This is a genomic window from Noviherbaspirillum sp. (assembly GCF_035944575.1).
Classification (GTDB): Bacteria; Pseudomonadota; Gammaproteobacteria; order Burkholderiales; family Burkholderiaceae_D; genus Noviherbaspirillum.
The window spans coordinates 1-25,037 of sequence record NZ_DASZBA010000180.1 but is presented as its reverse complement, the minus strand read 5'-3'; the positions used below and the strand labels follow the sequence as shown (position 1 = coordinate 25,037).

Annotated in this window: 28 protein-coding genes; 21 read left to right on the top strand and 7 right to left on the bottom strand. The window is 58.3% G+C overall.

Annotation, left to right across the window (positions count from 1 at the left end; genetic code table 11):
* Positions 1-56: 56 nt before the first annotated feature.
* The 7 genes from VGU61_RS13435 to VGU61_RS13405 are packed head-to-tail and all read left to right on the top strand — an operon-like array spanning position 57 to position 5,461.
* Entirely contained in the window at positions 57-518 is a 462-nt protein-coding gene (locus tag VGU61_RS13435; RefSeq protein WP_326859675.1) for an OmpH family outer membrane protein, read from the top strand.
* Positions 519-536: 18 nt separating this feature from the next.
* Positions 537-1,592, top strand: coding sequence for a UDP-3-O-(3-hydroxymyristoyl)glucosamine N-acyltransferase (gene lpxD, locus VGU61_RS13430; protein ID WP_326859648.1), 1,056 nt, complete (start codon positions 537-539; stop codon positions 1,590-1,592).
* Positions 1,585-2,055 (top strand): 3-hydroxyacyl-ACP dehydratase FabZ, encoded by a 471-nt coding sequence (gene fabZ, locus VGU61_RS13425; RefSeq protein ID WP_326859647.1) that lies wholly within the window; start codon positions 1,585-1,587, stop codon positions 2,053-2,055. Before lpxD ends, fabZ begins: the two co-directional genes overlap by 8 nt.
* Positions 2,055-2,843, top strand: coding sequence for an acyl-ACP--UDP-N-acetylglucosamine O-acyltransferase (gene lpxA, locus VGU61_RS13420; protein WP_326859645.1), 789 nt, complete (start codon positions 2,055-2,057; stop codon positions 2,841-2,843). Before fabZ ends, lpxA begins: the two co-directional genes overlap by 1 nt.
* A complete protein-coding gene (gene lpxB / locus VGU61_RS13415; protein ID WP_326859644.1) occupies positions 2,827-4,002 on the top strand; it encodes a lipid-A-disaccharide synthase in 1,176 nt (391 codons plus the stop codon). Before lpxA ends, lpxB begins: the two co-directional genes overlap by 17 nt.
* Positions 3,999-4,664, top strand: coding sequence for a ribonuclease HII (rnhB, locus tag VGU61_RS13410; protein WP_326859643.1), 666 nt, complete (start codon positions 3,999-4,001; stop codon positions 4,662-4,664). Before lpxB ends, rnhB begins: the two co-directional genes overlap by 4 nt.
* On the top strand, positions 4,661-5,461 hold the full coding sequence (locus VGU61_RS13405; RefSeq protein ID WP_326859642.1) for an RNA methyltransferase: 801 nt from the start codon (positions 4,661-4,663) through the stop codon (positions 5,459-5,461). Before rnhB ends, VGU61_RS13405 begins: the two co-directional genes overlap by 4 nt.
* On the opposite strand, the gene VGU61_RS13400 is transcribed toward VGU61_RS13405, so the two are convergent.
* Positions 5,454-5,828 carry a hypothetical protein gene (locus tag VGU61_RS13400; protein ID WP_326859640.1) on the bottom strand — a complete coding sequence of 125 codons (375 nt, stop codon included), beginning with the start codon at positions 5,826-5,828 and terminating at the stop codon, positions 5,454-5,456. The genes VGU61_RS13405 and VGU61_RS13400 overlap by 8 nt on opposite strands.
* A gap of 131 nt (positions 5,829-5,959) precedes the next feature.
* Positions 5,960-6,808 (bottom strand): posphoenolpyruvate synthetase regulatory kinase/phosphorylase PpsR, encoded by an 849-nt coding sequence (gene ppsR, locus VGU61_RS13395; RefSeq protein ID WP_326859638.1) that lies wholly within the window; start codon positions 6,806-6,808, stop codon positions 5,960-5,962.
* Positions 6,809-7,122: 314 nt separating this feature from the next.
* Here ppsR and ppsA point away from each other — a divergent pair, with 314 nt between their 5' ends.
* The 3 genes from ppsA to VGU61_RS13380 all read left to right on the top strand — a co-directional run bounded on the left by ppsA (position 7,123) and on the right by VGU61_RS13380 (position 11,196).
* Positions 7,123-9,549 carry a phosphoenolpyruvate synthase gene (gene ppsA / locus VGU61_RS13390; protein ID WP_326859636.1) on the top strand — a complete coding sequence of 809 codons (2,427 nt, stop codon included), beginning with the start codon at positions 7,123-7,125 and terminating at the stop codon, positions 9,547-9,549.
* Positions 9,550-9,800: 251 nt separating this feature from the next.
* On the top strand, positions 9,801-10,244 hold the full coding sequence (locus VGU61_RS13385; protein WP_326859635.1) for an NfeD family protein: 444 nt from the start codon (positions 9,801-9,803) through the stop codon (positions 10,242-10,244).
* 25 nt (positions 10,245-10,269) lie between these two features.
* On the top strand, positions 10,270-11,196 hold the full coding sequence (locus VGU61_RS13380) for an SPFH domain-containing protein (RefSeq protein WP_326859634.1): 927 nt from the start codon (positions 10,270-10,272) through the stop codon (positions 11,194-11,196).
* A gap of 53 nt (positions 11,197-11,249) precedes the next feature.
* Here the strand turns inward: VGU61_RS13380 and smpB are convergent, their stop codons facing one another.
* Positions 11,250-11,699 (bottom strand): SsrA-binding protein SmpB, encoded by a 450-nt coding sequence (gene smpB / locus VGU61_RS13375; protein ID WP_326859633.1) that lies wholly within the window; start codon positions 11,697-11,699, stop codon positions 11,250-11,252.
* Positions 11,700-11,767: 68 nt separating this feature from the next.
* Between smpB and VGU61_RS13370 the strand changes: the two genes are divergently transcribed.
* Positions 11,768-12,199 (top strand): type II toxin-antitoxin system RatA family toxin, encoded by a 432-nt coding sequence (locus VGU61_RS13370; protein WP_326859632.1) that lies wholly within the window; start codon positions 11,768-11,770, stop codon positions 12,197-12,199.
* Positions 12,192-12,488 carry an RnfH family protein gene (locus tag VGU61_RS13365; protein WP_326859631.1) on the top strand — a complete coding sequence of 99 codons (297 nt, stop codon included), beginning with the start codon at positions 12,192-12,194 and terminating at the stop codon, positions 12,486-12,488. The genes VGU61_RS13370 and VGU61_RS13365 overlap by 8 nt, the downstream gene beginning before the upstream one ends.
* 22 nt (positions 12,489-12,510) lie before the next feature.
* Here VGU61_RS13365 and VGU61_RS13360 read toward each other — a convergent pair whose 3' ends face one another.
* A complete protein-coding gene (locus tag VGU61_RS13360; RefSeq protein WP_326859630.1) occupies positions 12,511-13,023 on the bottom strand; it encodes a DUF4124 domain-containing protein in 513 nt (170 codons plus the stop codon).
* Positions 13,024-13,186: 163 nt separating this feature from the next.
* Between VGU61_RS13360 and guaB the strand changes: the two genes are divergently transcribed.
* The 9 genes from guaB (at position 13,187) to ldcA (ending at position 21,932) form a co-directional block, all read left to right on the top strand.
* On the top strand, positions 13,187-14,647 hold the full coding sequence (gene guaB, locus VGU61_RS13355; RefSeq protein ID WP_326859629.1) for an IMP dehydrogenase: 1,461 nt from the start codon (positions 13,187-13,189) through the stop codon (positions 14,645-14,647).
* A gap of 34 nt (positions 14,648-14,681) precedes the next feature.
* Positions 14,682-15,722: a sensor domain-containing diguanylate cyclase gene (locus VGU61_RS13350; protein WP_326859628.1), complete on the top strand. Its 1,041-nt coding sequence runs from the start codon at positions 14,682-14,684 to the stop codon at positions 15,720-15,722.
* Between the two features lie 20 nt (positions 15,723-15,742).
* Entirely contained in the window at positions 15,743-17,323 is a 1,581-nt protein-coding gene (gene guaA, locus VGU61_RS13345) for a glutamine-hydrolyzing GMP synthase (RefSeq protein WP_326859626.1), read from the top strand.
* Positions 17,324-17,396: 73 nt separating this feature from the next.
* Positions 17,397-18,032 carry a 7-carboxy-7-deazaguanine synthase gene (gene queE, locus VGU61_RS13340; protein WP_326859625.1) on the top strand — a complete coding sequence of 212 codons (636 nt, stop codon included), beginning with the start codon at positions 17,397-17,399 and terminating at the stop codon, positions 18,030-18,032.
* Positions 18,033-18,037: 5 nt separating this feature from the next.
* Positions 18,038-18,484 (top strand): 6-carboxytetrahydropterin synthase QueD, encoded by a 447-nt coding sequence (queD, locus tag VGU61_RS13335; protein ID WP_326859624.1) that lies wholly within the window; start codon positions 18,038-18,040, stop codon positions 18,482-18,484.
* The gene (gene tadA / locus VGU61_RS13330) at positions 18,477-18,974 is read left to right on the top strand and encodes a tRNA adenosine(34) deaminase TadA (protein ID WP_326859623.1); all 498 of its coding nucleotides are present in this window, start codon (positions 18,477-18,479) and stop codon (positions 18,972-18,974) included. Before queD ends, tadA begins: the two co-directional genes overlap by 8 nt.
* A 184-nt stretch (positions 18,975-19,158) precedes the next feature.
* Positions 19,159-20,010, top strand: a complete 852-nt coding sequence (locus VGU61_RS13325; RefSeq protein ID WP_326859622.1) for an alpha/beta hydrolase — start codon at positions 19,159-19,161, stop codon at positions 20,008-20,010.
* A gap of 17 nt (positions 20,011-20,027) precedes the next feature.
* Positions 20,028-20,939: an alpha/beta hydrolase gene (locus VGU61_RS13320; RefSeq protein WP_326859621.1), complete on the top strand. Its 912-nt coding sequence runs from the start codon at positions 20,028-20,030 to the stop codon at positions 20,937-20,939.
* 42 nt (positions 20,940-20,981) lie between these two features.
* The gene (ldcA, locus tag VGU61_RS13315) at positions 20,982-21,932 is read left to right on the top strand and encodes a muramoyltetrapeptide carboxypeptidase (protein WP_326859620.1); all 951 of its coding nucleotides are present in this window, start codon (positions 20,982-20,984) and stop codon (positions 21,930-21,932) included.
* Between the two features lie 88 nt (positions 21,933-22,020).
* Here the strand turns inward: ldcA and VGU61_RS13310 are convergent, their stop codons facing one another.
* From VGU61_RS13310 to VGU61_RS13300, 3 genes are all read right to left on the bottom strand, one after another.
* On the bottom strand, positions 22,021-22,923 hold the full coding sequence (locus VGU61_RS13310) for an aldose 1-epimerase (RefSeq protein WP_326859619.1): 903 nt from the start codon (positions 22,921-22,923) through the stop codon (positions 22,021-22,023).
* Positions 22,924-22,928: 5 nt separating this feature from the next.
* Positions 22,929-23,801 (bottom strand): SMP-30/gluconolactonase/LRE family protein, encoded by an 873-nt coding sequence (locus tag VGU61_RS13305; protein WP_326859618.1) that lies wholly within the window; start codon positions 23,799-23,801, stop codon positions 22,929-22,931.
* Between the two features lie 39 nt (positions 23,802-23,840).
* A partial coding sequence (locus VGU61_RS13300; protein ID WP_326859617.1) for a dihydroxy-acid dehydratase occupies positions 23,841-25,037 on the bottom strand: 1,197 nt, incomplete at its 5' end.

The window sequence follows — 25,037 nt, the reverse complement described above, 5'->3', positions numbered from 1 at the left end:
CCAATGCCTTGACAAGCTCTAAGCGTGCGGTCTTGCTCGCTGCAATCCTGCTGCCGATGATGAATGTTCACGCGCAGGAATCCAGGATAGGTTTTGTCAATACCGAGCGGATTTTCCGCGAGGCCGCGCCGGCAAAGACCGCGCAGGCAAAAATAGAGCAGGAATTTTCCAAGCGTGACAAGGATCTCCAGGAGATGGCCGCTCGCCTGAAAACCATGTCGGACAGGCTCGACAAGGATGCTTCGATATTGTCGGAATCGGATCGCGTGAAACGGCAGCGTGAACTCGCCGATCTGGACAAGGATTTCCAGCGCAAGCAGCGCGAGTTTCGCGAAGACCTGAACCAGCGCCGCAATGAAGAATTGGCCATCGTGCTGGAGCGCACAAACAAAGTCATCAAGCAGATCGCGGAAACCGAGAAGTACGATATCGTGTTTCAGGAAGCCGTCTATGCCAGTCCGCGTATCGACATCACCGACAAAGTGTTGAAGGCACTGAACGGCAACAATAGTAAATAAACCCATATGTAGGCCAACATGAGCACTCGACTGCAGACATTGGTCGAACGCTTGGGGGGCCATCTGATCGGCGATCCGGACATCGAGGTTACCGGCATCGCCCCGTTGGACGGCGCCGACGCGTCCCAAATCACGTTTCTTTCCAATCCCAAGCTGCGCCAGCAGGCGACGCAAACCCGTGCTGCGGCACTGATCCTGTCGGAGGCGGACGACCCGTTCATAAGCGGTGCCTATGCCGGCGCGCGCATCGTTACTCCCAATCCTTACGCATACTTCGCGCGTGCAGCCCAATACTTTGTGGACTTGCATGCGGTTCCCGTTCCCGCCGGCGTACATCCCAGCGCCAGCGTCGACCCGTCTGCGCATATCGCGCCGACCGCGGTCGTGGGGGCGCATGTCACGGTGGAGGCGGGTGCAATAATTGGGGATGGCGCCGTCATCGACCCGGGATGCTTCATTGGCCGCAACGCAAAGATAGGCGCGTCAACCCATCTGTTTGCCAACGTCGTATTCCAGGCCGGATGTGAAATCGGCGCCCACGGCATTGTCCATTCCGGCGCAGTGATCGGCTCCGACGGTTTCGGCTTTGCGAAGGACCAGGGCAAATGGATCAAAATTCCGCAAACCGGGCGTGTCGTCATCGGTGATGAGGTCGAAATAGGCGCGAATACATCGATAGACCGTGGAGCGCTGTCGGACACCGTCATCGAAGACGGCGTCAAGCTCGACAACCAGATCCAGATCGGCCATAACTGCCATATCGGTGCCCACACGGCGATGGCCGGATGCGTTGGTGTGGCGGGCAGCGCCAGGATCGGCAAGTACTGTACGTTTGGCGGCGCGGCGATGGTGCTCGGGCACCTGACCATTGCGGACAATGTACATATTTCATCCGGCAGTCTGGTGTCGCGTTCAATACACGAGCCCGGGCAGTACACCGGTTTCTATCCGCTGGCAAAGAACGCCGATTGGGAAAAATCCGCAGTGATCGTACGCAATTTGAACGCGATGCGTGAGAAAATCCGCGAGCTCGAAAAAACAATTAAATCGCTTACCGGAAATAGCAATGAATAGTCTCGACATCACCCAGATCAAACAATATCTCCCGCACCGCTATCCACTCCTGCTGGTCGACCGTGTGCTCGACTGGGAATCCGGCAAGTCCATTACCGCCATCAAGAACGTGACCGTCAACGAAGAGTTTTTCAATGGGCACTTTCCGCACAAACCGGTAATGCCGGGTGTTTTGATGATCGAGGCACTGGCGCAGACAGCCGCATTGTTGTCGTTTTTAACCATGAATCAGAAACCTGACGACAACAGCGTGGTCTATTTCGTGGGAATCGATGGCGCACGCTTCAAGCGGCCGGTGGAGCCGGGTGATCAACTCAAGATGCAGGTGGATATCTTGCGGGTTGCGCGCGGCATCTGGAAATACAAGGCGCAAGGCAGTGTCGACGGGCAAACCGCCGTGGAGGCGGAGCTCATGTGCACCATGCGCAGCGCCGTCGACGCCAGCCAGCCTGCGGGGCAGTAATGACAAGAATCCATCCGACAGCGATTGTCGATCCGAAAGCCGACCTCGACAGTTCCGTCGAGATCGGCGCCTATTCGATCATTGGTCCCAATGTGAAGATTGGTGCGCGCACCAGGGTCGGCCCGCATGTCGTGATCGATGGACATACGACGATCGGCTGCGATAACACCTTCTTTCAGTTTTCATCGATCGGAGGGCCGCCCCAGGACAAGAAGTATGCCGGTGAACCCACGCAGCTCCGGATCGGCGACCGTAACACGGTCCGCGAGTTCTGCACGTTCAACCTCGGCACCGCACAGGACGAGGGCATCACAAGCCTGGGCAACGACAATCTGATGCTTGCCTATGTTCACCTTGCACATGACTGCCGGGTAGGAAACAACACCATTTTTTCGAACAATGCTGCGCTTGCCGGGCATGTTCATGTCGGCGACTGGGTCATTCTCAGCGGTTTCGCGGCGGTGCACCAGTTCTGCAAGATCGGCGACCATGCGTTTGTCGGCATGAATACCAGCCTGACGCAGGACGTGCCTCCTTTCGTTCTGGTGTCCGGCAATCCGGCTGCCGCTCATGGCGTAAACCTGGAAGGAATCAAGCGCCGCGGTTTCACCCGCGAACAGATGAATGCGATCCGTAACGCCTACAAGCTCATCTACAAATCCGGCCTGACTCTGGAAGAAGCGAAAAGCGCGCTCGCCGCTGCAGAAGCGGACACGCCCGATACGGCGGCGCAGGTTAAGCTGATGCGTGATTTTCTTGATGTGACCAGCCGTGGCATTGTCCGATAAACCGTCGATCGCGATGGTTGCCGGCGAACCGTCCGGTGATTTGCTTGCCAGCCGCCTGCTGGCCGGGCTGCGTCCCCATCTGCCGGAAGCGCGTTTTCATGGGATCGGCGGCCCAAGGATGGCCGAACACGGATTCGTCAGCGATTTCCCGATGGAGAAGCTTTCGGTGCGTGGGTTGTTCGAAGTTCTCGCGCATTACCGCGAAATCAAGGGCATCCAGAATCGCCTGCGAGATCAACTGCTCGAAGAACGTCCCGCTGTCTTCATCGGGGTTGATGCGCCGGACTTCAACTTCGGGCTTGAAATGCAGTTGAAACAAGCCGGTATTCCCACCATGCACTTCATCAGTCCGTCGATCTGGGCGTGGCGCGGTGGCCGCATCAAAAAAATCGCACGTGCCGTGTCCCACATGCTGGTGGTATTTCCCTTCGAGGAAGAAATCTATCGCAAGGCCGGCATTCCGGTTTCGTATGTCGGCTATCCGCTGGCGGAAGTCATTCCGCTGGAACCCGATGTCGCCGCCGCACGTGCCGCGCTTGACTTGCCTGCGAGCGTCCCGGTGGTTGCCGTTCTGCCGGGCAGTCGCATGTCGGAGCTGAAGTACAATTCCGTCGCTTTCATCCAGGCGGCCAGACGCCTGTCGCAACGGGATCCGGCAATACGGTTCATCGTTCCCATGGCAGGGGAGCGGCAATCTGCGTATTTTCATCAGTTGCTCGCTGCGGCAGGTCTAAGTGACGTGCCTCTGCAGATTCTCGATGGCCGCTCACATACCGCGATTGCCGCGGCCGATGCGGTGCTGGTTGCGTCCGGCACAGCGACGCTGGAGGTTGCGCTGTTCAAGAAGCCGATGGTGATTGCATACAAAATGATGCGAGCGTCCTGGGAGATCATGCGGCACATGGGTTACCAGCCCTGGATCGGACTGCCGAATATCCTGGCTCGTGAATTTGTCGTGCCCGAACTCCTCCAGGACGCGGCGACACCGGAGGCGCTTTCGGATGCGTTGTGGGAGCAGCTCAGTAATCAGCAGCATCGCGCCCGGTTGAAGCAACGCTTCGTCGACATGCATCACACCTTGCTGCGGGATAGCGCAAACGAGAGCGCGCAGGCGGTAATGCGTTTGATTGGCCGGATGCCTGTCGAGGCTGGCGCATGAACCACAACCTGACTTTATTCGGACACACCGGCGATGTCGTCTGCGGCGTGGACGAGGCTGGTCGCGGGCCACTTGCAGGACCGGTGTTCGCCGCCGCCGTAATTCTCGATCCAGCCAAGCCGATCACCGGATTGCGCGATTCCAAGAAACTGAGCGAAGCCCGGCGCGATGCGCTCGCGATCCTGATCAAGCGAGATGCGCTTGCCTGGTCGATTGCGGAATGCTCCGAACAGGAAATCGATACGTTGAATATTCTGCAGGCGACCATGCTGGCCATGCGCCGCGCGGTGGAAGGACTGAAGATCGTCCCTAGTCTGGCGCTGATCGACGGCAATCGCTGCCCGGTGATGGCAGTCCGGTCCGAAGCCATCATCAAAGGCGACGACAAGGTGGCAGAGATCTCCGCGGCCTCGATTCTGGCGAAGACGGCGCGTGACAGCGCGCTGATGACCCTGCATGAGCAATATCCGCATTACGCATTCGATCGCCATAAAGGCTATCCCACCGCGTTGCACCTGGAACGCTTGCGTTTGCATGGCGTTTCGCCGGCACATCGGAAATCCTATCAGCCGGTGCGCGCCTTGCTGGGGGGAGCTGATACCGATGGCGTTACGAAGGAATCAGCGAATCCGATGACCGCGCAGGGAAGGGTGCCGGCATGAAATTGATCTCCTCGCGCGACAACCCTCTCTTCAAGGAACTAAAGCATCTTGCGACAAGTTCGCAGGCACGCCGAAAGGCCGGACGAACCTTGCTCGATGGTGTGCACTTGTGCGAGACCTTTCTGCATCATGCCGGAATGCCTGCCTATTGCGTCGTCAGCGAGGAGTCTGCGTCGCACCCGGAAGTGGCGGACATCGTCGCCCGTTGCCAGGCTGGGCGCGCGCAATGCATCATGCTGCCAAATTCGTTGTACGCCACATTAAGCCAGGTCGAAAACGGAATCGGGTTGCTCTTCGTCGTGGCGACGCCGCACACTGTTTTGCCGGACCGGCTTTCGGGTTCGGCAGTCCTGCTCGACAATCTTCAGGACCCCGGCAATCTCGGATCCATCCTGAGAAGTGCCGCTGCCGCGGGCATCAAGCGGGTGTTTTGCAGTATCGGCACCTGTTTCGCGTGGTCGCCGAAAGTGTTGCGTGCCGGCATGGGGGCGCACTTCATCCTGGAAATCTACGAAAACTGTGATCTCGCCCAGTTGCTTGCGGCAGCCGATGTTCCGGTATTTGCGACAAGTTCACATGCACAGCAATCCGTTTTCGATGCGGACCTCACCCGACCCTGTGCTTGGCTGTTCGGGCACGAAGGGCAGGGCGTATCGGATGAATTAATGAACCTCGCCACGCATCGCGTGATGATTCCGCATCTGGGTGCCGTCGAATCGCTGAACGTCGCCGCCAGCGCAGCGGTATGTATCTTCGAGCAATTGCGCCAGAGCAGCCGGTCGTTCAACCTCAGGTAGCCATTTCCGTTTCCTGGCCAAGCTCCACGCAACAGGGTATGTACACCAATCCCGGCGCAAGGCAGCGCTCTTCGCTTTCAAAATGCACCTTTTTCGGATCAGGGCAGACCCTGTCGAACTGGTAGGGTTGACCATCGATTACTGCGTAACGATGAATGGGTGTCCCGCCGTAGCTGCCGATCGGCTCCCGCAATGATTCCGCCTGGGCGAAAGTTTCCCGGATTCCGGTTTCTCGTGCCGCACCTCTTGCATTCAGCAACCCGGCCGATTCAATTTCGGATTCCACGCTCCCCAATCCGTCTTTGAGCGCCCAGAAAAAGAACAGCAATCCGCCCCACAGCACCAGTTCAATCAATATGATATCCATCGCACGCCTCCGCATTATTTCGTACTGAATAAGCGGTTTGTAAGGAATCTGTAAGCTTAGTTCACCGGTTTTTTGCGGGCGCTTCAATCCAGATCAATAGCGGCAATCATCATGTGTTTTGGGGCGGCAGTTCAATACCCTCGCTTGTCGGCCTTGATTTCCTGGAGAATCATGGCGGCGATTTCTTCGATGGATTTTACGGTCGAGGACATCCAGCGGATGCCTTCCCGCCGCATCATTTTTTCCGCTTCATTGACCTCGTAGCGACAATTTTCCAATGCCGCATACTTGCTGCCGGGCCGGCGTTCGTTACGCACTTCCGAGAGGCGATCCGGTGCAATGGACAGGCCGAAGATCTTTTTCTTGTACGGCAAAAGTCCGCTTGGGAGTTTGCCGCGTTCAAAATCTTCCGGGATCAGCGGATAGTTGGCGGATTTGATGCCGTATTGCATCGCCAGATAAAGACTGGTCGGCGTCTTGCCGGAGCGGGAAACGCCGACCAGGATGATGTCGGCCGAGTCCAGGTTCTGGTGCGACTGGCCGTCGTCATGGGCAAGCGAGAAATTGATCGCTTCGATACGGTTTTTATAGTCGTCCGAATCAGCGATATTGTGACTGCGTCCGATCGTATGGGTAGACTTAACCCCGAGTTCCTGCTCTAGCGGTTCGACAAAGGTTTGAATCAAATCCATATGCATTCCCTTGGAATGCCGTATAACCGTAGACAGTTCGGATTTCACCAAAGTCGAGAAAACGATAGGCCGCTTCCCGTCCATGTCGAACGCCTCGTTGATTTCCTTGACCGCTTCATGCGCCTTGTCCAGCGTATCAACGAAAGGAAGGCGTACCTGCTTGAAACGCAGTTCAAATTGCGTCAGGACAGAGTGACCGAAGGTTTCGGCGGTAATGCCGGTGCCATCGGAAACAAAGAACACTGTACGGTCGGCGGGAGGAAGGAGATGCGAAGGAAGGTCTGGCATAATTTTGATTATATGTAAAGCAATAAAAATGGCGTTGTAAGGGGCAAAATGCCATTGCGCACTGTAAAATGCAGCTAACAGAGAACGGGAGCGTTATCGATGTTGATACTTCTGCAATCCACCGTCAGCGAACCCGCCACGATTCTGCCCCTGCCCTGGGCGACGCATTTTCAAGCACCAACAAGACACGCACCAAGAAGAGACGCATCTCGATACGCGTATGTTTGCATGCCAACCTCCAAGAAGAATAACAAAAAAGCATAGCACCGCGAGAGCGCTCATGAAGATTTCTTATCATCAAACCAGAGGTTGTTATGTCCAACGCAGCATTAGCAGGGGTTACCCCGGGGGCCACTTACGTCGCTTCCTTTGAGCAATTGAGAATGACGGACGTCGAGTCCGTGGGTGGAAAGAATGCGTCACTCGGCGAAATGATCAGTCAACTCGCCAATGCCGGCGTGCGTGTGCCCGGCGGATTCGCGACCACGGCGCAGGCGTTTCGCGATTTTCTTGCGTATAGCGCTGACGGCGGTCCGACGCTGGCCCAGCGCATCGCCGACCGCCTGAGTTCGCTGAACATCGACGATGTCCGCGCCCTGGCCGAAGCCGGTAGCGAAATTCGCCGGTGGATCGTCGAGACACCGTTCCAGCCAAGGTTGCAGGCGGAGATTCAGGAGTTCTATCAGAAGCTGGTTGCCGGGTCTGCCAGCGAAATGTCTTTCGCGGTGCGTTCGTCGGCCACCGCCGAGGACCTTCCGGATGCATCCTTCGCGGGACAGCAGGAAACCTTCCTGAACGTGGTTGGCATCGAAAACGTACTCGAGGCGATCAAGCATGTGTTTGCCTCGCTGTACAACGACCGAGCCATTTCCTATCGCGTCCACAAAGGCTTCGCCCACGCGGACGTGGCCCTGTCGGCCGGCGTGCAGCGCATGGTGCGCTCCGACGTCGGATCGGCCGGCGTCATGTTCACGCTGGATACCGAATCCGGATTCCAGGACGTGGTGTTCATTACTTCCAGCTACGGTCTCGGTGAAACAGTGGTGCAGGGTGCGGTCAATCCGGACGAGTTCTATGTTCACAAACCGATGCTGGAAAAAGGCATGATGCCCATCATCCGCCGCAATATCGGTTCGAAGCTGATCAAAATGGAATTCACCGAGGAGGCGAAGGCCGGCAAGTCCGTAAAAACGGTGGATGTTCCGATCGAACTGCGCAACCGCTATTCGCTGAACGACAAAGAGATTGTCGAACTGGCGAAATACGCGATCATCATCGAAAAGCATTACGGTCGCCCGATGGACATCGAATGGGGCAAGGATGGCCGCGACGGCAAGCTGTATATCCTGCAGGCCCGTCCTGAAACCGTGAAATCCCAGCAGAAACCGACCGATGCCCAGCAGCGCTTCAAATTGAAAGGCAGCGGCACGACGCTTGCATCCGGTCGCGCAATCGGGCAAAAGATCGGCGCCGGTCCGGTGCGCGTAATCCGCGACCCGTCGGAAATGGAGCGGGTTCAGCCCGGCGACGTGCTGGTGGCCGACATGACCGACCCCAACTGGGAGCCGGTGATGAAACGTGCAGCGGCAATCGTCACCAACCGGGGCGGTCGTACCTGCCACGCGGCGATCATTGCGCGCGAACTGGGTGTTCCGGCAGTGGTTGGTTGCGGCAACGCCACCGACATGTTGAAGGACGGTACGCTGGTCACTGTCTCCTGTGCGGAAGGTGATGAAGGCAAGATTTACGACGGCCTGCTGGAAACGGAAGTGACGGAAGTATTGCGAGGTGAACTGCCAACCATTCCTCTGAAAATCATGATGAATGTCGGCAATCCCCAGCTCGCATTCGATTTCCAGTCGATTCCTAATGCCGGCGTCGGATTGGCACGATTGGAGTTCATCATCAACAACAACATCGGTGTTCACCCGAAGGCCATTCTCGAATACCCGAATATCGACTCCGACCTGAAAAAGGCAGTCGAATCGGTGGCTCGCGGGCATGCTTCGCCGAAAGCCTTTTATGTCGACAAGCTGGCCGAGGGGGTTGCGACCATCGCGGCCGCGTTCTGGCCGAAGCCTGTGATTGTGCGTCTGTCCGACTTCAAGTCGAATGAGTACAAGAAACTGATCGGTGGGTCCCGTTACGAGCCCGATGAAGAGAATCCGATGCTCGGTTTCCGAGGCGCAGCACGTTACCTTGCGCCCGATTTCGCGGAATCCTTCGAAATGGAATGCCTGGCGATGAAGCGGGTGCGCAACGATATGGGACTGACGAATGTCGAAATCATGGTGCCATTCGTACGGACTCTGGGACAGGCTGAGAAAGTGGTCGAGCTTCTCGCGAAAAACGGCCTCAAGCGTGGTGACAACGGGCTGCGCCTGATCATGATGTGCGAAGTGCCGTCCAATGCGATTCTGGCCGACCGGTTCCTCGAATATTTCGACGGCTTCTCGATTGGTTCCAACGACCTGACACAGCTTACGCTCGGCCTGGACCGCGACTCCGGCATGGAATTGCTGGCCGCAGATTTCGACGAAAGGGATCCTGCAGTGCAGGCCTTGCTTTCTCAGGCGATCGCCGCGTGCCGCGCCAAGGGAAAATATATCGGTATCTGCGGACAAGGGCCGTCGGATCATCCGGATTTTGCCGAATGGTTGATGAAGGAAGGAATTGGTTCGATCTCGCTAAATCCTGACACCGTAATCGACACCTGGCAGCAGCTGGCATTAATAAAATAAAGCCCGTATTGCCGAAAAACGCGAGCCAAGTGCTCGCGTTTTCGTTTCTTTGGCAACTGTTGCAACTTCGCCCAATCAGCGATAAAAGCGTTTGAACCACTGGGATTTTCGATTAGACTAGGCGCACTTGATGACGGACAACAACCAACAAAAACAGCTTCACATTGTTGCATTAAACCCTCGCTGCATAACGCCGCGGGGGTTTTTCTTTTGGTCGGCGGATCCGTGTGTACGAGCGTTCGGAGAACGGAATGAGTAACTGGATAGCCTGGATGATTGCCGCAGGTTTGCTGGTGGTGGTGGAAATGTTCGTCGGTACCTTCTACCTGCTCATGATCGGCGTCGGTCTTGCTGCAGCAGGGCTGGTAGCGCTTGCCGGCGCGAGCGGCTCCATTCAGATTCTCACCGCCGCAGTCGTGGGTGTAATCGCAACGTATTTATTGCGCCGAAGCCGGTTCGGCAGGAAGTCGCGTACCGACGCGGCGCGCGATCCCAATGTGATCATGGATATCGGAGAATCTGTCCGGATCGATGTATGGGATGAAGCTGGCGATGGAACATATACAACTCGGGCAAAATATCGCGGGACCGATTGGGATGTCCAATTGTTGCAGGGCGTGGAGCCCCATCCGGGCACATTTGTCATTCGCGAAGTAAGGGGCAACCGGCTGATCGTTTCAGATCACAGGCAGTAGAACAAACTTCGGGAGGAAGGGCATCATGGAAATTACATTTGGCAGCCTCAGTCTGATTCTTTTCATCGTCGCCGCAGTTTTCATTTTCAAAACCATCAATGTCGTTCCCCAGCAGCATGCATGGGTAGTGGAGCGGCTGGGCAAGTACCATGCAACACTTGGTCCCGGTCTTAACATCGTTCTGCCCTTTATCGACCGGGTCGCTTACAAGCATTCGCTGAAGGAAATTCCGCTCGATGTGCCCAGCCAGGTGTGCATCACCAAGGACAATACGCAGCTGCAAGTGGACGGCATACTCTATTTCCAGGTTACCGATGCGATGAGAGCGTCCTACGGCTCGTCGAATTACATCGCCGCGATTACTCAACTGGCCCAGACCACCCTGCGCTCGGTCATTGGCAAAATGGAGCTCGACAAGACCTTCGAAGAGCGTGACCACATTAACAAAAGCATCGTCAATGCAATCGACGAATCGGCCGCCAACTGGGGTGTGAAAGTCTTGCGCTATGAAATCAAGGATCTGACGCCGCCGAAAGAAATTCTGCATGCAATGCAGGCCCAGATTACCGCCGAGCGGGAGAAGCGGGCACTGATCGCCGCGTCGGAAGGACGCCGCCAGGAGCAGATCAACATCGCGAGCGGCGAGCGGGAAGCGGCGATCGCCAGATCCGAGGGGGAGAAGCAGGCAGCGATCAACCGCGCGCAAGGCGAGGCTGCTGCGATCATGTCGATAGCCGAAGCGAGTGCCGAGGCTATACGCAAGACGGCTGCCGCCATTCGGGAGCCTGGCGGCTCCGATGCGGTGAACCTGAAAGTGGCCGAGCAGTATGTCGATGCGTTCGCGAACCTGGCAAAGACCAATAACTCGATCATCGTCCCGGCGAACATGAGCGATATCAGCGGTTTGATCGCCGGCGCGATGCACGTGGTGAAGTCGCAGCAGAAGATGTGACGGACTGCGGCGTGTGCTGAACGTGGATCCGGTCCCGGTCGTCCGGTCGGATCTCAGCGATAGTTCTGTTTCAGAATCGTTTGTTTTTCCCGCTGCCAGTCACGCTGCTTTTCGCTCTCCCGCTTGTCATGCTGCTTCTTGCCCTTCGCCAGCCCGATCTCGCATTTGATGCGGCCTTTGGTGTAATGCATGTTCAGCGGCACCAACGTGTAACCGGCCCGCTCCACCTTGCCGATCAATCGCTTGATTTCATCGGCATTGAGAAGAAGCTTGCGTGTGCGGACAGGATCCGGCGTCACATGGGTCGAGGCGGTTGGCAACGGGCTGATATGGGAGCCGAACAGGAAAACCTCGCCGTTACGGATAATCACATACGCTTCTTTCAATTGCACGCGCGCAGCCCGTATCGACTTGACTTCCCACCCATGTAGCACCATGCCTGCCTCATAGCGTTCCTCGATGAAGTAATCATGGAAAGCTTTTTTATTGTCAACAATGGTCATGGATAAGGCAACTTGGGACGGGTCGGTTAGAATTTCAGCTTCGCATTTTATCAAACGGTTCACATTCGATGGCAGTCGTCCATAAATCGGTCCTCCTGCATTACAGCGCGGAGCAAATGTTTTCGCTGGTGGATCGGGTGGAGGACTACCCGAAGTTTCTCCCTTGGTGTGGCGGCGTGGACGTACGGCAACGTGAAGAAAACAAGCTTGTCGCTACCTTGCAGATCAATTACCACGGCATCAAGCAGACCTTTACTACCGAAAATCGCAATAATCCGCCGACCCGCATGGAAATGGTGCTGGTTGAAGGGCCATTCAAGCATCTGCATGGGACCTGGAACTTCAAGCCCTTGCGGGAAGATGCATGCAAGATCGAATTTGATCTGCACTACGAGTTTTCCAGCCGAGTGCTGGAACAGATCATCGGGCCGGTATTCAACATGATCGCCAACAGTTTCGTGGATTCATTCTGCAAGCGGGCGGAAGCGGTGTATGGCTGACGTGCGGGAAATTTCGGTGCAAGTCTGTTACGCGACGCCGGACCGGCAATTCCTGCGTGGATTGACGGTCGCCGATGGCACGACGCTGCATGAGGTCATACGACAGAGCGGCGTTCTCGACGAGATTCCCGAGATTGATCTATCCGTGCTGCAGGTTGGGGTTTTCGGCAAACGCAGGAGCCTGGAAGATGTGGCGCGGAATGGTGATCGGGTGGAAATCTACCGGCCGCTGATCGCCGATCCGAAAGATTCCAGGCGCAGACGGGCGGACAAGAAGGCTGCCCGCTGACGTTGTGGTTGATGTCGCCAGGCTACGATTTACATTCCTGCAAAATCGTCCTAGTGTCGCGCAGTTCACGCGCACGTTCCTCGTCGCTTACGAATGTGCGTTCTCCATCCCTGTCGCTGCGCGTGATGCGCACGCCGGACTCCAGCGTGCGCTGATACTCGCGTGCACGCTCGCAGCTCTTCGCCTTGTCCGCTGCCAGCTTTTCCTGTTCGGCCGCCTTCTTTTCCTTTTCAGCCTGTTCGGCGCGCCGCTTCTGAAATTCGACATTCTTTTCCGCGGTCGTCATCGGTTGCTTGTCTGCGTTGATCGCCGGCGTTTTTTCCTTGTTGTCCGAAGCGGACGCATCCGCCGGGGCTGCGGCCCGTGCTTCTTTGCTTAAGCCTTTAAGGATGCGCGATTTCGGCACGGAGGCGGGGGGAGGCATGTCGGAATACTGTTTTACGCCTTTCTCGTCCAGCCAGACAAACTGGGCCGATGCGGCGCCTGCGGCAAAAAGGGTGACGAATGCGGCGGAAATGAAGCCGATTTTTTTCATTGTGATTCCTGACAATAAGGCATAACTTGATTTCGCCACGCTTTAATGGGGATGTCAATCTGCAAGCATCGCAAATCGAGGATTTTCATTGACGGATCATGCCGGAAAGCGACGTATTGAACGGATTTCTGTATAATTCCGTTTTGCGCCTATAGGAATCACTATGCGTCTCCTTCAAAAAGCACTCACATTCGATGACGTGCTGCTCGTGCCGGCTCACTCGGACATTCTTCCCAAAGATACTTCCCTGAAAACGCGTCTTACGCGCAATATCAGCCTCAATATTCCACTGCTTTCGGCAGCGATGGATACGGTCACGGAAGCCCGCCTTGCGATTGCAATGGCTCAGGAGGGAGGTATCGGCATTATCCACAAGAACCTGACGCCGAAAGAACAGGCTCGCGAAGTCGCTAAGGTAAAGCGCTTCGAGTCCGGCGTCGTGCGGGATCCGATCACGATCCCGCCGACCATGCGGATCCGCGATGTCATGGCGTTGTCGCAACAGCATGGGATCAGCGGTTTTCCGGTTGTCGAAGGCCGTCAGGTAGTCGGCATCATCACCAACCGTGACTTGCGTTTCGAAGAGGAACTGGACGCGGAAGTGCGCGCGAAGATGACACCGCGCGAGAAATTGGTGTACGTGAAGGACGGCGCGGATCTCACCGAGGCCAAGCGCCTGATGAACAAACACAGGCTGGAGCGGGTGATCGTGGTGAACGATACGTTCGAGCTTCGCGGCCTCATCACCGTCAAGGATATCCAGAAAGCGACCGAGCATCCGAACGCATCCAAGGACGACCAAGGCAAACTGCGCGTCGGCGCGGCGGTCGGCGTCGGCGCGGACAACGACGAACGTATCGATTTGCTGGTGAAGGCAGGCGTTGACGTCATTGTGGTCGACACCGCGCACGGCCATTCCAAGGGTGTGCTCGATCGTGTCAGATGGGTGAAGACAAATTATCCGCAGGTTGATGTCATCGGCGGCAATATCGCGACCGCCGCGGCGGCGCTGGCACTGGTCGAGCATGGCGCCGACGGCGTCAAGGTGGGCATCGGCCCCGGCTCGATTTGCACCACGCGCATCGTCGCGGGCGTCGGCGTTCCGCAGATCACCGCGATTTCCAACGTTGCCGAAGCACTCAAAGGCAGCGGCGTACCCTGCATTGCCGACGGCGGCATCCGCTTCTCGGGCGATATCTCCAAGGCGCTTGCAGCCGGCGCATCGAGCGTCATGATGGGCAGCATGTTCGCAGGTACCGAAGAGGCGCCTGGCGAAGTCATCCTGTTCCAGGGACGCAGCTATAAATCGTATCGCGGCATGGGAAGTCTGGGTGCGATGTCGGACGGGTCCGCCGACCGGTATTTCCAAGACTCCGCCAACAACACCGACAAGCTGGTGCCGGAAGGTATCGAGGGACGCGTACCCTACAAGGGGAGCGTACTGGCGATTCTCTATCAACTCGTTGGCGGCGTGCGTTCCTCCATGGGCTACTGCGGTTGCGCCACCATCGACGAATTGCGGGAGAAGGCGGCTTTCGTCGAGATCACCTCAGCCGGCATGCGTGAGTCGCACGTGCATGATGTTCAGATCACCAAAGAAGCACCGAATTACCGTGCCGACTGAGCGTGCCGCGCGCTGCGCCTGAAGGCCTGCCGATATGACAGACCGCCCCCGACCGTCACGGTTGCAGGTGCAATCGCAGCCGTTCTCGCTGCCGGAGTACATCAACGCTGTCGACTGCCGAGGCGATCCGCAGCTTCAGCGTATCCGGCGCATCGGTGAGCGTCTGTTCGATGTGGCGAACTGCGTCATCCGGCTGGGAAATACGTTGCCGTCGCCGGGTACGGAAGGCGGTCTATTGTCGGAAATTACGACATCCTTCTGCTACAGCATGCCCTTGTCGGAAAATCCGGTTGCGGTGCCGGATTTGCGAACTGATCCGGTATTGTCCGGGCACGCTTTCGTGGCAAACACACCGTATTTTCAGTTTTATGCGGCATCGCCGATTCATTGCAAGGAAGGTGGAGTGGTCGGTGCAATTGCCTTGCTGGATTATTCGCCCCGCACCTTCAGCGACGGGGACCGGCAGGCGCTGGCCGATCTGGCCGGACTGGTTGAGCGGGAATTGCTGTTCCGGTCGGTCAACGCAACGCAGCTCGAGCTGGAGAGGAAAAACAAGAATCTCCGCCGCAAATCGTTGATCGATCCGTTGATCGGTACGTGGAATCGGGGCGCGATCATGCGCATTCTTGCGATCGAGGCGACTCGCTGCGACAAGGCTGGCGCACCGCTTTCGCTGATTGTTGCCGATCTGGATCATTTCAAGAAGATCAATGACACCTTCGGTCATCCTGCAGGTGACGCAGTGCTGGTCAAGGTGGCGAGCAGGCTGCGGTCCTGCATCCGTCCGCAGGAGGCATTGGGGCGCTATGGCGGTGAAGAATTTCTGATCGTATTGCCCGGATCCGATGCCGTTGCTGCCATGGCGGTCGCCGAGCGGATGCGCGAGACGATCTCGGCGCAGCCGGAAGTGATCGGCGGCGTGACGCTCAAGCTCACCATCAGCGCCGGCGTTGCCTCGACGATTACGTTCCCGAATGCCACCACCGAGGAATTGATCAGCCGCGCCGACGTCGCGTTGTATGCGGCCAAGGATCGCGGCCGCAACTGCGCCGTGCAGGCGCAACAAAAAGTTTAATGTCTTAATCGAACCTTTCCATGCATTCAAAAATTCTTATCCTTGATTTCGGCTCCCAAGTCACTCAACTGATCGCACGCCGCGTTCGGGAAGCAGGCGTATTTTCCGAAGTCTATCCGTATGACGTCGATGACGATTTCATTCGCAATTACGGCGCGGCCGGCATCATTTTGTCGGGCGGTCCGAATTCCGTCACCGAGGGGGATACGCCGCGCGCGCCGAAGGCGGTGTTCGATATCGGCGTGCCGGTGCTGGGCATCTGCTACGGCATGCAGACCATGGCCGAGCAGTTGGGCGGCAAGGTCGAAAACGGCAAGGTGCGCGAGTTCGGCTATGCGGAAGTACGCGCGCGCGGACACACCGCGCTGCTGAATGGCATCAGCGATTTCGTCACCTCCGAAGGCCACGGCATGCTGAAGGTCTGGATGAGTCATGGCGACAAGATCATCGAACTGCCACCGGGCTTCAAGCTGATGGCTTCGACGGACAATTGCCCGATCGCCGGCATGGCCGATGAAGAGCGCCGGATGTACGCGGTGCAATTCCATCCGGAAGTCACGCATACGCTGCAGGGCAAGGTGATTCTCAGCCGGTTCGTGCATGAGATCTGCGGTTGCAAGTCGGACTGGAACATGCCTGACTACATCAGCGAAGCGGTCGAGGCGATCCGCAAGCAGGTAGGCGACGATGAAGTCATTCTCGGCCTGTCGGGCGGAGTCGACAGCAGCGTTGCCGCAGCCCTGATCCATCGGGCGATCGGCAGCCAGCTCACCTGCGTGTTCGTCGATCATGGCCTGTTGCGGCTCGATGAAGGCACGATGGTGATGAACATGTTTGGCAAGAATCTCGGCGTGAAGGTCATCCATGTCGATGCGACCGAGCAGTTCATGGGGCATCTGGCCGGCGTCACCGATCCGGAGGCGAAGCGCAAGATCATCGGACGCGAGTTCGTCGAAGTGTTCCAGGCCGAGGCCGGCAAGCTGAAGAACGCCCGCTGGCTGGCGCAGGGCACGATTTATCCGGATGTGATCGAAAGCGCGGGCAAGGGCAAGAAGACCGCGCATACGATCAAGAGCCATCATAACGTCGGCGGACTGCCCGAAACCCTGAACCTGAAGCTGCTGGAGCCGCTGCGCGAACTGTTCAAGGACGAAGTCCGCGAACTTGGCGTCGCGCTCGGTCTGCCGCACGACATGGTGTACCGCCATCCATTCCCCGGCCCCGGCCTCGGCGTGCGCATTCTCGGCGAAGTGAAGAAAGACTATGCCGATCTCCTGCGCCGCGCCGATGCGATCTTCATCGAAGAACTCCGCGCCGCACGCGATGATGAAGGCAAGTCGTGGTACGACAAGACCAGTCAGGCATTCGCAGTGTTCCTGCCGGTCAAATCCGTCGGCGTCATGGGCGATGGCCGGACGTATGAATACGTGGTGGCATTGCGTGCCGTGCAGACCCAGGATTTCATGACCGCGCACTGGGCCCACCTGCCGCACGATTTGCTGGGGAAAGTATCCAACCGCATCATCAACGAGGTGCGTGGCATCAACCGCGTGGTGTACGACATCTCCGGCAAACCGCCTGCGACCATCGAGTGGGAATAAGTCCTGTCCAGACAGCATGCCCGGGCGGATCCGGGCATGGGCAATACATTCAGCCAGATTGGCAAGAAACAACGTGACATACAGCGTCAAAGAAATCTTCTATACCTTGCAGGGCGAGGGCACGCATGCCGGACGTCCGGCAGTGTTTTGCCGTTTTTCAGGCTGCAACCTCTGGTCGGGCCGGGAAAGTGACCGGGCATCCGCGGTCTGCAAGTTTTGCGATACCGACTTTGTCGGCACCGACGGCGAACTGGGCGGCAAATACCCGGACAGCAGTACCTTGGCAAAGCAGATCGATTCCCTCTGGCCGGCCAGCTACGCCGGCAGCAAGTTTGTGGTTTTTACCGGCGGCGAACCGCTGCTTCAACTGGATCGGCCGCTGATCGACAGCATGCATGCCTGCGGCTTCGAAATCGCAATCGAGACAAATGGCACGCTGGATGTGCCGGCGGGTATTGACTGGGTATGCGTTAGTCCGAAGGCGGGATCCTTCCTGCGCGTCACCAGCGGCAATGAGCTGAAGGTCGTCATTCCACAGCAGGGCCAGGTGCTTGCGAGCTATGAAGACCTGGCGTTCGATCATCTTTATCTCCAGCCCATGGACGGCCCGCAGCTGGAAGCCAATACACGGCTGGCAATCGAACTCTGCAAGAAGAACCCGCGGTGGAAACTGAGCCTGCAAACGCACAAACTGCTGCACATTCCCTGAAAAATATGCTCACCATCACCCGTAAACTGGAATTCGATGCCGGCCATCGGATTCCCGATCATAAAAGTCAATGCCGCAACCTGCATGGACACCGTTACACGCTCGAAATCACACTGGTCGGGGCGGTCATCAGCGAGGAGGGCAGCTCCGACAACGGCATGATCATGGACTTCTCCGACGTCAAGGCGCTGGCGAAACAGCATCTGGTCGATGTCTGGGACCATGCTTTCCTCGCCTATGAGAAAGATTCCGCCGTACTGGAGTTTCTCGCCAGCATTCCCGGCCACAAGACGGTCATCATTTCTTCCATTCCGACAGTGGAAAACCTTGCACAGACCGCTTTCAATATCTTGAAAGCCGCCTACCAGGACAGATACGGCACCGGTCTGCGCCTGCATAAACTGGTGCTGCACGAAACACCCAACTGCTGGGCCGAAATAACCGATGCATGAGCCGATGCATGAGGCCTTCATGCGGCAGGCGCTGGACCAGGCACGTAATGCCTGGGCGCTTGGCGAAGTTCCGGTAGGTGCGGTTGTCGTCAAGGATGGCGAAGTCATCGCGACAGGGTTCAATCAGCCGATCGGAACGCATGATCCGACCGCCCATGCGGAAGTCGTGGCGTTGCGGGCAGCGGCGACGCTGCTGGGCAACTACCGGCTTCCCGGCTGCGTGCTCTACGTGACGCTGGAACCCTGCGCAATGTGCTCCGGAGCAATGATGCATGCGCGCCTGGCGCAGGTGGTTTACGGCGCCGCCGATCCGAAGACCGGTGTCTGCGGATCCGTGCTCAACCTCTTTGAGCAGGAAAAGCTGAATCACCATACCGAAGTGGTCGGCGGCGTGCTGGAAGATGAATGCAGCGCATTGCTGAAGTCCTTTTTCACGGAACGCCGGCGTCAGGCACTGCGTCGGGGTGTCGTTGCTCCGGAAGAAAAGTAAGCGCCGCTGGCATATGCCTTGCGTGGATGGACGGACATCACGGCACGGCCGCTGGAACAGCCTTGAGCCAGCCGTGAAACGAGCAGAAATGCACTGGCTCGTGTAAAGTCTTCCCGCTGCGCGCCCCTGCATGGCAGTTTCGTGGCGAGACGGAAATGTGCAGGCGCTCCAACACAGACATCGAATGCCCAGATCAAGCTCATCGTTCTCCACAACCGCATCAGCGTCTTCGTCCCCATCGTCGTCAAGCAAGCAGTCTGCGGCAGAAAACATCAGATCACCTGACTGGTGGCTGCTGGCTCTGGAAGGCCGTGCCCCGTGGGAACTCGGCGCCTCACTGCTCGCGGCGCCCATCCTGAGATCAGCGCCGAAAGGCGACGGCCATCCTGTGGTGGTGTTTCCCGGTTTGATAACCGGCGATCTCGCAACCATGGTGCTGCGCGGTTTCCTGGTGGAGCGCAGCTATGCCTGTTATGCATGGGAACAGGGGCTTAATCTCGGTCCGCGTCCCGGCGTCATCGAAGCATGCATCGAACGGGTTGAAAAATTGCGCCGCGAACATGGTCGCACCGTCAGTCTGGTCGGCTGGAGCCTGGGTGGTTTGTATGCGCGTGAAATCGCGAAACTGATACCGGGCGACGTGCGCCAGGTGATCACGCTGGGTACGCCCTTCGCCGGCGACCCGAAAGCGACGAACGCCTGCTGGCTGTATGAACTGGCCAGCGGCCTGCGCATCGAGGAAGATGCGCGGATCAGTACGCTGAAGGATCCGCCGCCAGTGCCGACTACGTCGATTTTCAGCCGGACCGATGGCGTGGTGGCATGGCAATGCAGCATGGAGCGGGAGACTGACCGGACCGAAAATATCGAGGTTCATGCCAGCCATATGGGCATCGGCGTCAATCCCTTGTCCCTATACGCCATCGCGGACAGGCTGGCGCAGCCCGAACAGCACTGGCAGCGGTTCGACAGAAACCGCTACGGCATCCTCGGGAAAATGTTGTACCGCGATCCGCATCGGAACGCTTCTAACTGAATCAAAGGGGAATGGTTTTGCCTGTCATTGAAAGTAACGGAATCCGGCTGGCGTACGATACGCTGGGGAACCGCAAGCATGAGCCGGTACTGCTGATCGCGGGACTCGGCCTGCAATTGATCTCATGGCCGGAGGAGTTTTGCAGAACACTTGCCGCGCAGGGATTCTATGTTATCCGCTTCGATAACCGGGACAGCGGGCTGTCGACCAAGATGGATCAGCTCGGCAAGCCCGACCTGGCGATGGCGTTCATGAAGTCGATGTTTCACATGCCGATCCTGTCCGGCTACACGCTGTACGACATGGCAAAGGATGCGACCGGTCTTCTGGATGCGCTCGAAATTCCGAAAGCCCACATCGTCGGCGCATCCATGGGCGGCATGATCGCGCAGATCATTGCCGGCACCGCGCCGCATCGTACGCTGACCCTGACCTCCATCATGTCGACCAGCGGCCGTCCGGGATTGCCCGGACCAACGATGGCGGCCAACAGCGCACTGCTGTCGCGGCCGAGCAATCCGCGTGACATCAACAGCGTGATCGACCATTTCGTACGCACGTTCCGCGTGCTTGGCAGCCCGGGCTATCCGACACCGGAGCCGGTATTGCGCAGGCAGGTCGAAGCCAGCATACGGCGCAATATCTGCCCCGCCGGCACCGCCCGGCAATTGCTGGCGATAGCCGCATCCGGCGACCGCGTTGCGATGCTGGACACCATCAGGGCGCGGACGCTGGTGATCCACGGCACGGACGATCCGCTGGTGCCGATTGCCTGCGGACGGGACACTGCGCGGCTGGTACGTGGTGCGATCCTGCATGAGATCAAAGGCATGGGGCATGATATTCCGCCGGCGCTGGAAGCAGGGCTCGCCCAGCTGATCGGCGCCCATCTGAAGGGTGAATTGATCGAGCATGCAGGCAACGCATAGAATTTCAGGCGTCCCCATCTTCGGTACGCCGTTTCCTGCCCCATGATCACGGCCAGTTATCCGCCCGCGGGCACCTGCGTGGCAATCGTTGCGCCCGGCGGCTACGCGGCGGACGGCAAGGCGCTTCCGCGTGCCGTCGCAGTACTGCAATCCTTCGGTTGCTTCGTCAAGCTCTGCCACGACCCGGCGGAACGCCATTTGCGTTTCGGCGGCGACGACGAGACGCGCCTCGCGCGTCTGCATGCCGCGGCGGCGGACCCGGAGGTCGATATTGTCCTGGCGCTGCGGGGCGGATATGGCATGTCCCGCCTGTTGGACAGGATCGATTTTACGGCGCTGGCGGCGAGTGGCAAGCTGTTCGTCGGCCATAGCGATTTCACCGCGCTTCATCTCGGAATGCTGTCCCGTACCGGCACCGTCAGCTTTGCAGGTCCGATGATCTGCGACGATTTCTCGCGCGAGGAGCTGAGCGGCTTCACGCTCCAGCAGTTCTGGCAATGCGTATCGGCGCCAACATGCACAATCGAGTTCAGTTCCCCCGGAAGCCCGCCGGCCGATCTGACGGGTACCCTGTGGGGAGGCAATCTCACCATGGTGACGCATCTGCTCGGCACGCCTTATTTTCCCGTTGTGGATGGGGGCATCCTGTTTCTCGAAGACGTGAACGAGCATCCTTACCGGGTCGAGCGCATGCTGCTGCAGATGTGGCATGCCGGTGTGCTGGCGCGGCAGAAAGCGATTGTGCTGGGAGATTTTTCGGCTTACCGGTTGAGCGATTACGACAATGGGTACGACTTCGATGCAATGCTGCGGTATCTCAGGGGGACGCTGGGGTTGCCGGTGTGGACCGGGTTGCCGTTCGGGCATACGCGGGACAAGGTGACCTTGCCTGTGGGTGGGGTGGGGCGGCTGGTGTCGGATGGCGAGGGGTGCAGACTGGAGCTTGGGGGGTATCCGTCTTTAGGCGGAAAGGGGAGTGTCATGCGCCGCTAGAAGTCGGGCGACGGGCGTACCTGTGGGGCTTGCAACGTAAAACCAGAGTTCTTTCCCCTCTTGCAAGGGGAAAGAAATTTTTCATGTGTTAACCGACGCTGCTGTTTCCAACCGCAGCCACCGTTATCCTCACCTTCAAACTCATGCTTTCCCCCTCCGCCAGCACCTTCAACCCCGGCCATCCCTCCATGTGAAACGCATCGATCGGCTGGGTGATCGGCTCATAACAAAAATACGGCAGATCCGGCGGGCGGTACATCAGGCTGTAGCCGGGCGAATCTTCCATCGTCATCGTCACCGACAAGCCGCGGTCGGGATAAGTGATCACCGCCTGTCCATCCCAACCATTGAAGCAGTTGTCGATCATCGGCCCGTTAAGCGGCGCAGGATTGTTGTAATCCCATGTCGGCGGAAACTCGGTGGCATAGGCAATCGGAATCGGGTCCTTGCCGGATAGCCATACGCCGGTCGTTCGCGCCTGCAGCAGCGTATCGGCATTGCGGACGAAATAGGGATGCAGCCCGAGTCCATAGGGCAGCGGCTGCTTGCCGAGATGGGTCACGGTCAGTTCGATCGCCAGTCCGTCCGGCAGAAAGGTAAAGGTCTCGACGCTTGCATGGTCATACGGATTGCCGTCGAAGCGATGCGACTCCAGCGCGAGGCGGATATGGCCGGCGGAGCGGTCCGCCACCCGCCATGGCTGCAGCCAGCCATCCCCGTGAATGGGATAGTCTTCGCCGTCGCGGTTGAGCTTGATCGGATGGAAGACCCCATCCTGCTCGAAGCCGCCGCCGGTGATGCGGTTCGACCATGGCGTCAGCGGAAAGCAGGCAACGGTATACATATCCGCCTTCGCGCCGTCCCAGGGCCGAAACAACGGCGTCCAGCCGTCGGCCGTTTTCCAGTCCCAGCCGGCGACGGCCCCGCCCAGTTCCGGTACGAGCCGCAGCCGTTGCGTATCGGATTGCAAGGTATAGATTTCAGCGTTCATGCGGGTCATCCTCGGAAGCGGTTTGCAGGTACGCCGGGAACATCGATATCGACGGCGAACAGTCCGCCTGCCAGCGGTTCGCGCTCAAGCTGCTCTTCCGACAGGCCGTTGCGGGCGCTGGTGATGTAAAGGGTGGTGAAGTTCGGACCACCGAACGCACAGCTGGTGATCTGGCTGCAGGGCAGGTCGATGGTTTTCATCACCTTGCCGCTGGCATCGTGGCGGGTCACCTTGCTTGTACCCCAATGCGCGATCCAGAGCCCGCCTTCGGCATCGGTCGCCATGCCGTCCGGCGACCCGTCTTCCTCATTGAATTGCAGGAACAGCCGCTTGTTCGAGATGTCACCGGAGTCGGGATCGAAGTCGAAGGCATAGACCCGACCGCGCGCGCTGTCGTTGTGGTACATCGTCCTGTAATCGGCCGACCAGGTGGGACCGTTGGTGACGATATAACCGGAATCCATTTTCTTGCATTCACCGCCCGGCGAAAGCCGGTAGAGCGAGCCCGCTTCCAATGTGCAGTTGAACTCGACCGTGCCTGCCCAGAAACGACCCTGTCCGTCGCATTTGCCGTCATTGAAGCGATTTTCAGGCAGATGCGCTTCCGGCTCAGCCACAGGGGTCAGTTCTTCGGTGGCCGGATTGAAGAATGCGAAGCCGTGCCGCAGGGTCATCACGAGGCCGTCGGCCGATTCGCGTTCGGCCACGGCGGAAATCTCCTGGTCGAACTGCCACGTCCGCTGTTCCTGCCACGGCGAGTAGCGGTGCAGGCGGCGATTGAGAATATCCACCCAGTACAGCGCCTGTTCCTTCACCGACCATAGCGGTCCTTCGCCAAGTTTCGCCTTGGCGTCCCATACACACTCGGGTGTTTTCATTGAATTCATCTCCCTTGCTACTGCTTGTTCAGCATGTCGTTAATGTGATTCGCGCGGCACCGGTGCGCCGCTGCTGCCGACCAGAAAATCCAGGTCGGCGCCGAGATGGGCCTGCTGCACATGCTCGACGTACATCTTCGCGTAGCCGCGATCCGGGCGTGGCGGCGGTGTCCACTCCGCCCTGCGCCTGGCGAGTTCGTCGTCACTGACTTCGAGATGCAGCGTGCGCTTGGAAACGTCCATCTGGATGATGTCGCCGTTGCGCACCAGCGCCAGCGGGCCGCCGACCGCCGCTTCCGGCGAGGTATGCAATACGACGGTGCCGTAAGCGGTGCCGCTCATGCGCGCATCCGAGATGCGCACCATGTCGGTAATGCCCTTTTGCAGGACCTTGGTCGGCAGCGGCATGTTGCCGACTTCAGCCATGCCGGGATAGCCGCAGGGACCGCAGTTCTTCAGCACCATGATGCAGTTTTCATCGATGTCCAGATTCGGGTCGTCCAGCTTCTCCCGCAATTCCTCGATCGATTCGAAGACCACCGCGCGGCCGCGGTGCGTCAGCAGATGCGGCGATGCGGCGGAAGGTTTGATGACTGCGCCGTTCGGCGCCAGATTGCCCTTGAGGATGGCGATGCCGGCACGTTCCTTGAACGGTTCTTCCAGCGGTTTGATCACCTCGCGGTTATAGCAGGGCGCCCCTTCGATGTTTTCCGCCAGGCGTCTGCCATTGGCGGTGAGTGCATTGCCGTGCAGTAGATGCTTGATCTCGGCCATCAGTGCCGGCAAGCCGCCGGCGTAATAGAAATCTTCCATCAGAAACTGGCCCGAGGGCTGCAGATTCAGCAAGCAGGGCATTTCGCGCCCGATGCGGTCCCAGTCTTCCAGTTTGAGATCGACGCCGATGCGTCCGGCGATCGCCAGCAGGTGCACCACGGCATTGGTCGAGCCGCCGATCGCGGCATTGACCCGAATTGCGTTTTCGAATGCTTCACGGGTGAGGATCTTGTCCATCGTCAGATTTTCCTCGACCATCTGCACAATGCGGCGGCCGCTGAGCTGGGCGAGACGGTTGCGCCGCGAATCGGATGCAGGAATGGCGGCGTTGCCAGGCAGGGACATGCCGAGCGCTTCCACCATGCAAGCCATGCTGGATGCCGTGCCCATCGTCATGCAATGGCCCGCCGACCTGTTCATGCAGGCTTCCGCCTCGGAAAATTCTTCCTGTGACATGGTGCC

Excerpts from the sequence above, each read along its gene's own strand:
- VGU61_RS13435 (WP_326859675.1), top strand. The coding sequence starts at position 57 with ATGATGAATGTTCACGCGCAGGAATCCAGGATAGGTTTTGTCAATACC.
- lpxD (WP_326859648.1), top strand. The coding sequence starts at position 537 with ATGAGCACTCGACTGCAGACATTGGTCGAACGCTTGGGGGGCCATCTG.
- fabZ (WP_326859647.1), top strand. The coding sequence starts at position 1,585 with ATGAATAGTCTCGACATCACCCAGATCAAACAATATCTCCCGCACCGC.
- lpxA (WP_326859645.1), top strand. The coding sequence starts at position 2,055 with ATGACAAGAATCCATCCGACAGCGATTGTCGATCCGAAAGCCGACCTC.
- rnhB (WP_326859643.1), top strand. The coding sequence starts at position 3,999 with ATGAACCACAACCTGACTTTATTCGGACACACCGGCGATGTCGTCTGC.
- VGU61_RS13405 (WP_326859642.1), top strand. The coding sequence starts at position 4,661 with ATGAAATTGATCTCCTCGCGCGACAACCCTCTCTTCAAGGAACTAAAG.
- VGU61_RS13400 (WP_326859640.1), bottom strand. The coding sequence starts at position 5,828 with ATGGATATCATATTGATTGAACTGGTGCTGTGGGGCGGATTGCTGTTC.
- ppsR (WP_326859638.1), bottom strand. The coding sequence starts at position 6,808 with ATGCCAGACCTTCCTTCGCATCTCCTTCCTCCCGCCGACCGTACAGTG.
- ppsA (WP_326859636.1), top strand. The coding sequence starts at position 7,123 with ATGTCCAACGCAGCATTAGCAGGGGTTACCCCGGGGGCCACTTACGTC.
- VGU61_RS13385 (WP_326859635.1), top strand. The coding sequence starts at position 9,801 with ATGAGTAACTGGATAGCCTGGATGATTGCCGCAGGTTTGCTGGTGGTG.
- VGU61_RS13380 (WP_326859634.1), top strand. The coding sequence starts at position 10,270 with ATGGAAATTACATTTGGCAGCCTCAGTCTGATTCTTTTCATCGTCGCC.
- smpB (WP_326859633.1), bottom strand. The coding sequence starts at position 11,699 with ATGACCATTGTTGACAATAAAAAAGCTTTCCATGATTACTTCATCGAG.
- VGU61_RS13370 (WP_326859632.1), top strand. The coding sequence starts at position 11,768 with ATGGCAGTCGTCCATAAATCGGTCCTCCTGCATTACAGCGCGGAGCAA.
- VGU61_RS13365 (WP_326859631.1), top strand. The coding sequence starts at position 12,192 with ATGGCTGACGTGCGGGAAATTTCGGTGCAAGTCTGTTACGCGACGCCG.
- VGU61_RS13360 (WP_326859630.1), bottom strand. The coding sequence starts at position 13,023 with ATGAAAAAAATCGGCTTCATTTCCGCCGCATTCGTCACCCTTTTTGCC.
- guaB (WP_326859629.1), top strand. The coding sequence starts at position 13,187 with ATGCGTCTCCTTCAAAAAGCACTCACATTCGATGACGTGCTGCTCGTG.
- VGU61_RS13350 (WP_326859628.1), top strand. The coding sequence starts at position 14,682 with ATGACAGACCGCCCCCGACCGTCACGGTTGCAGGTGCAATCGCAGCCG.
- guaA (WP_326859626.1), top strand. The coding sequence starts at position 15,743 with ATGCATTCAAAAATTCTTATCCTTGATTTCGGCTCCCAAGTCACTCAA.
- queD (WP_326859624.1), top strand. The coding sequence starts at position 18,038 with ATGCTCACCATCACCCGTAAACTGGAATTCGATGCCGGCCATCGGATT.
- tadA (WP_326859623.1), top strand. The coding sequence starts at position 18,477 with ATGCATGAGCCGATGCATGAGGCCTTCATGCGGCAGGCGCTGGACCAG.
- VGU61_RS13325 (WP_326859622.1), top strand. The coding sequence starts at position 19,159 with ATGCCCAGATCAAGCTCATCGTTCTCCACAACCGCATCAGCGTCTTCG.
- ldcA (WP_326859620.1), top strand. The coding sequence starts at position 20,982 with ATGATCACGGCCAGTTATCCGCCCGCGGGCACCTGCGTGGCAATCGTT.
- VGU61_RS13310 (WP_326859619.1), bottom strand. The coding sequence starts at position 22,923 with ATGAACGCTGAAATCTATACCTTGCAATCCGATACGCAACGGCTGCGG.
- VGU61_RS13305 (WP_326859618.1), bottom strand. The coding sequence starts at position 23,801 with ATGAAAACACCCGAGTGTGTATGGGACGCCAAGGCGAAACTTGGCGAA.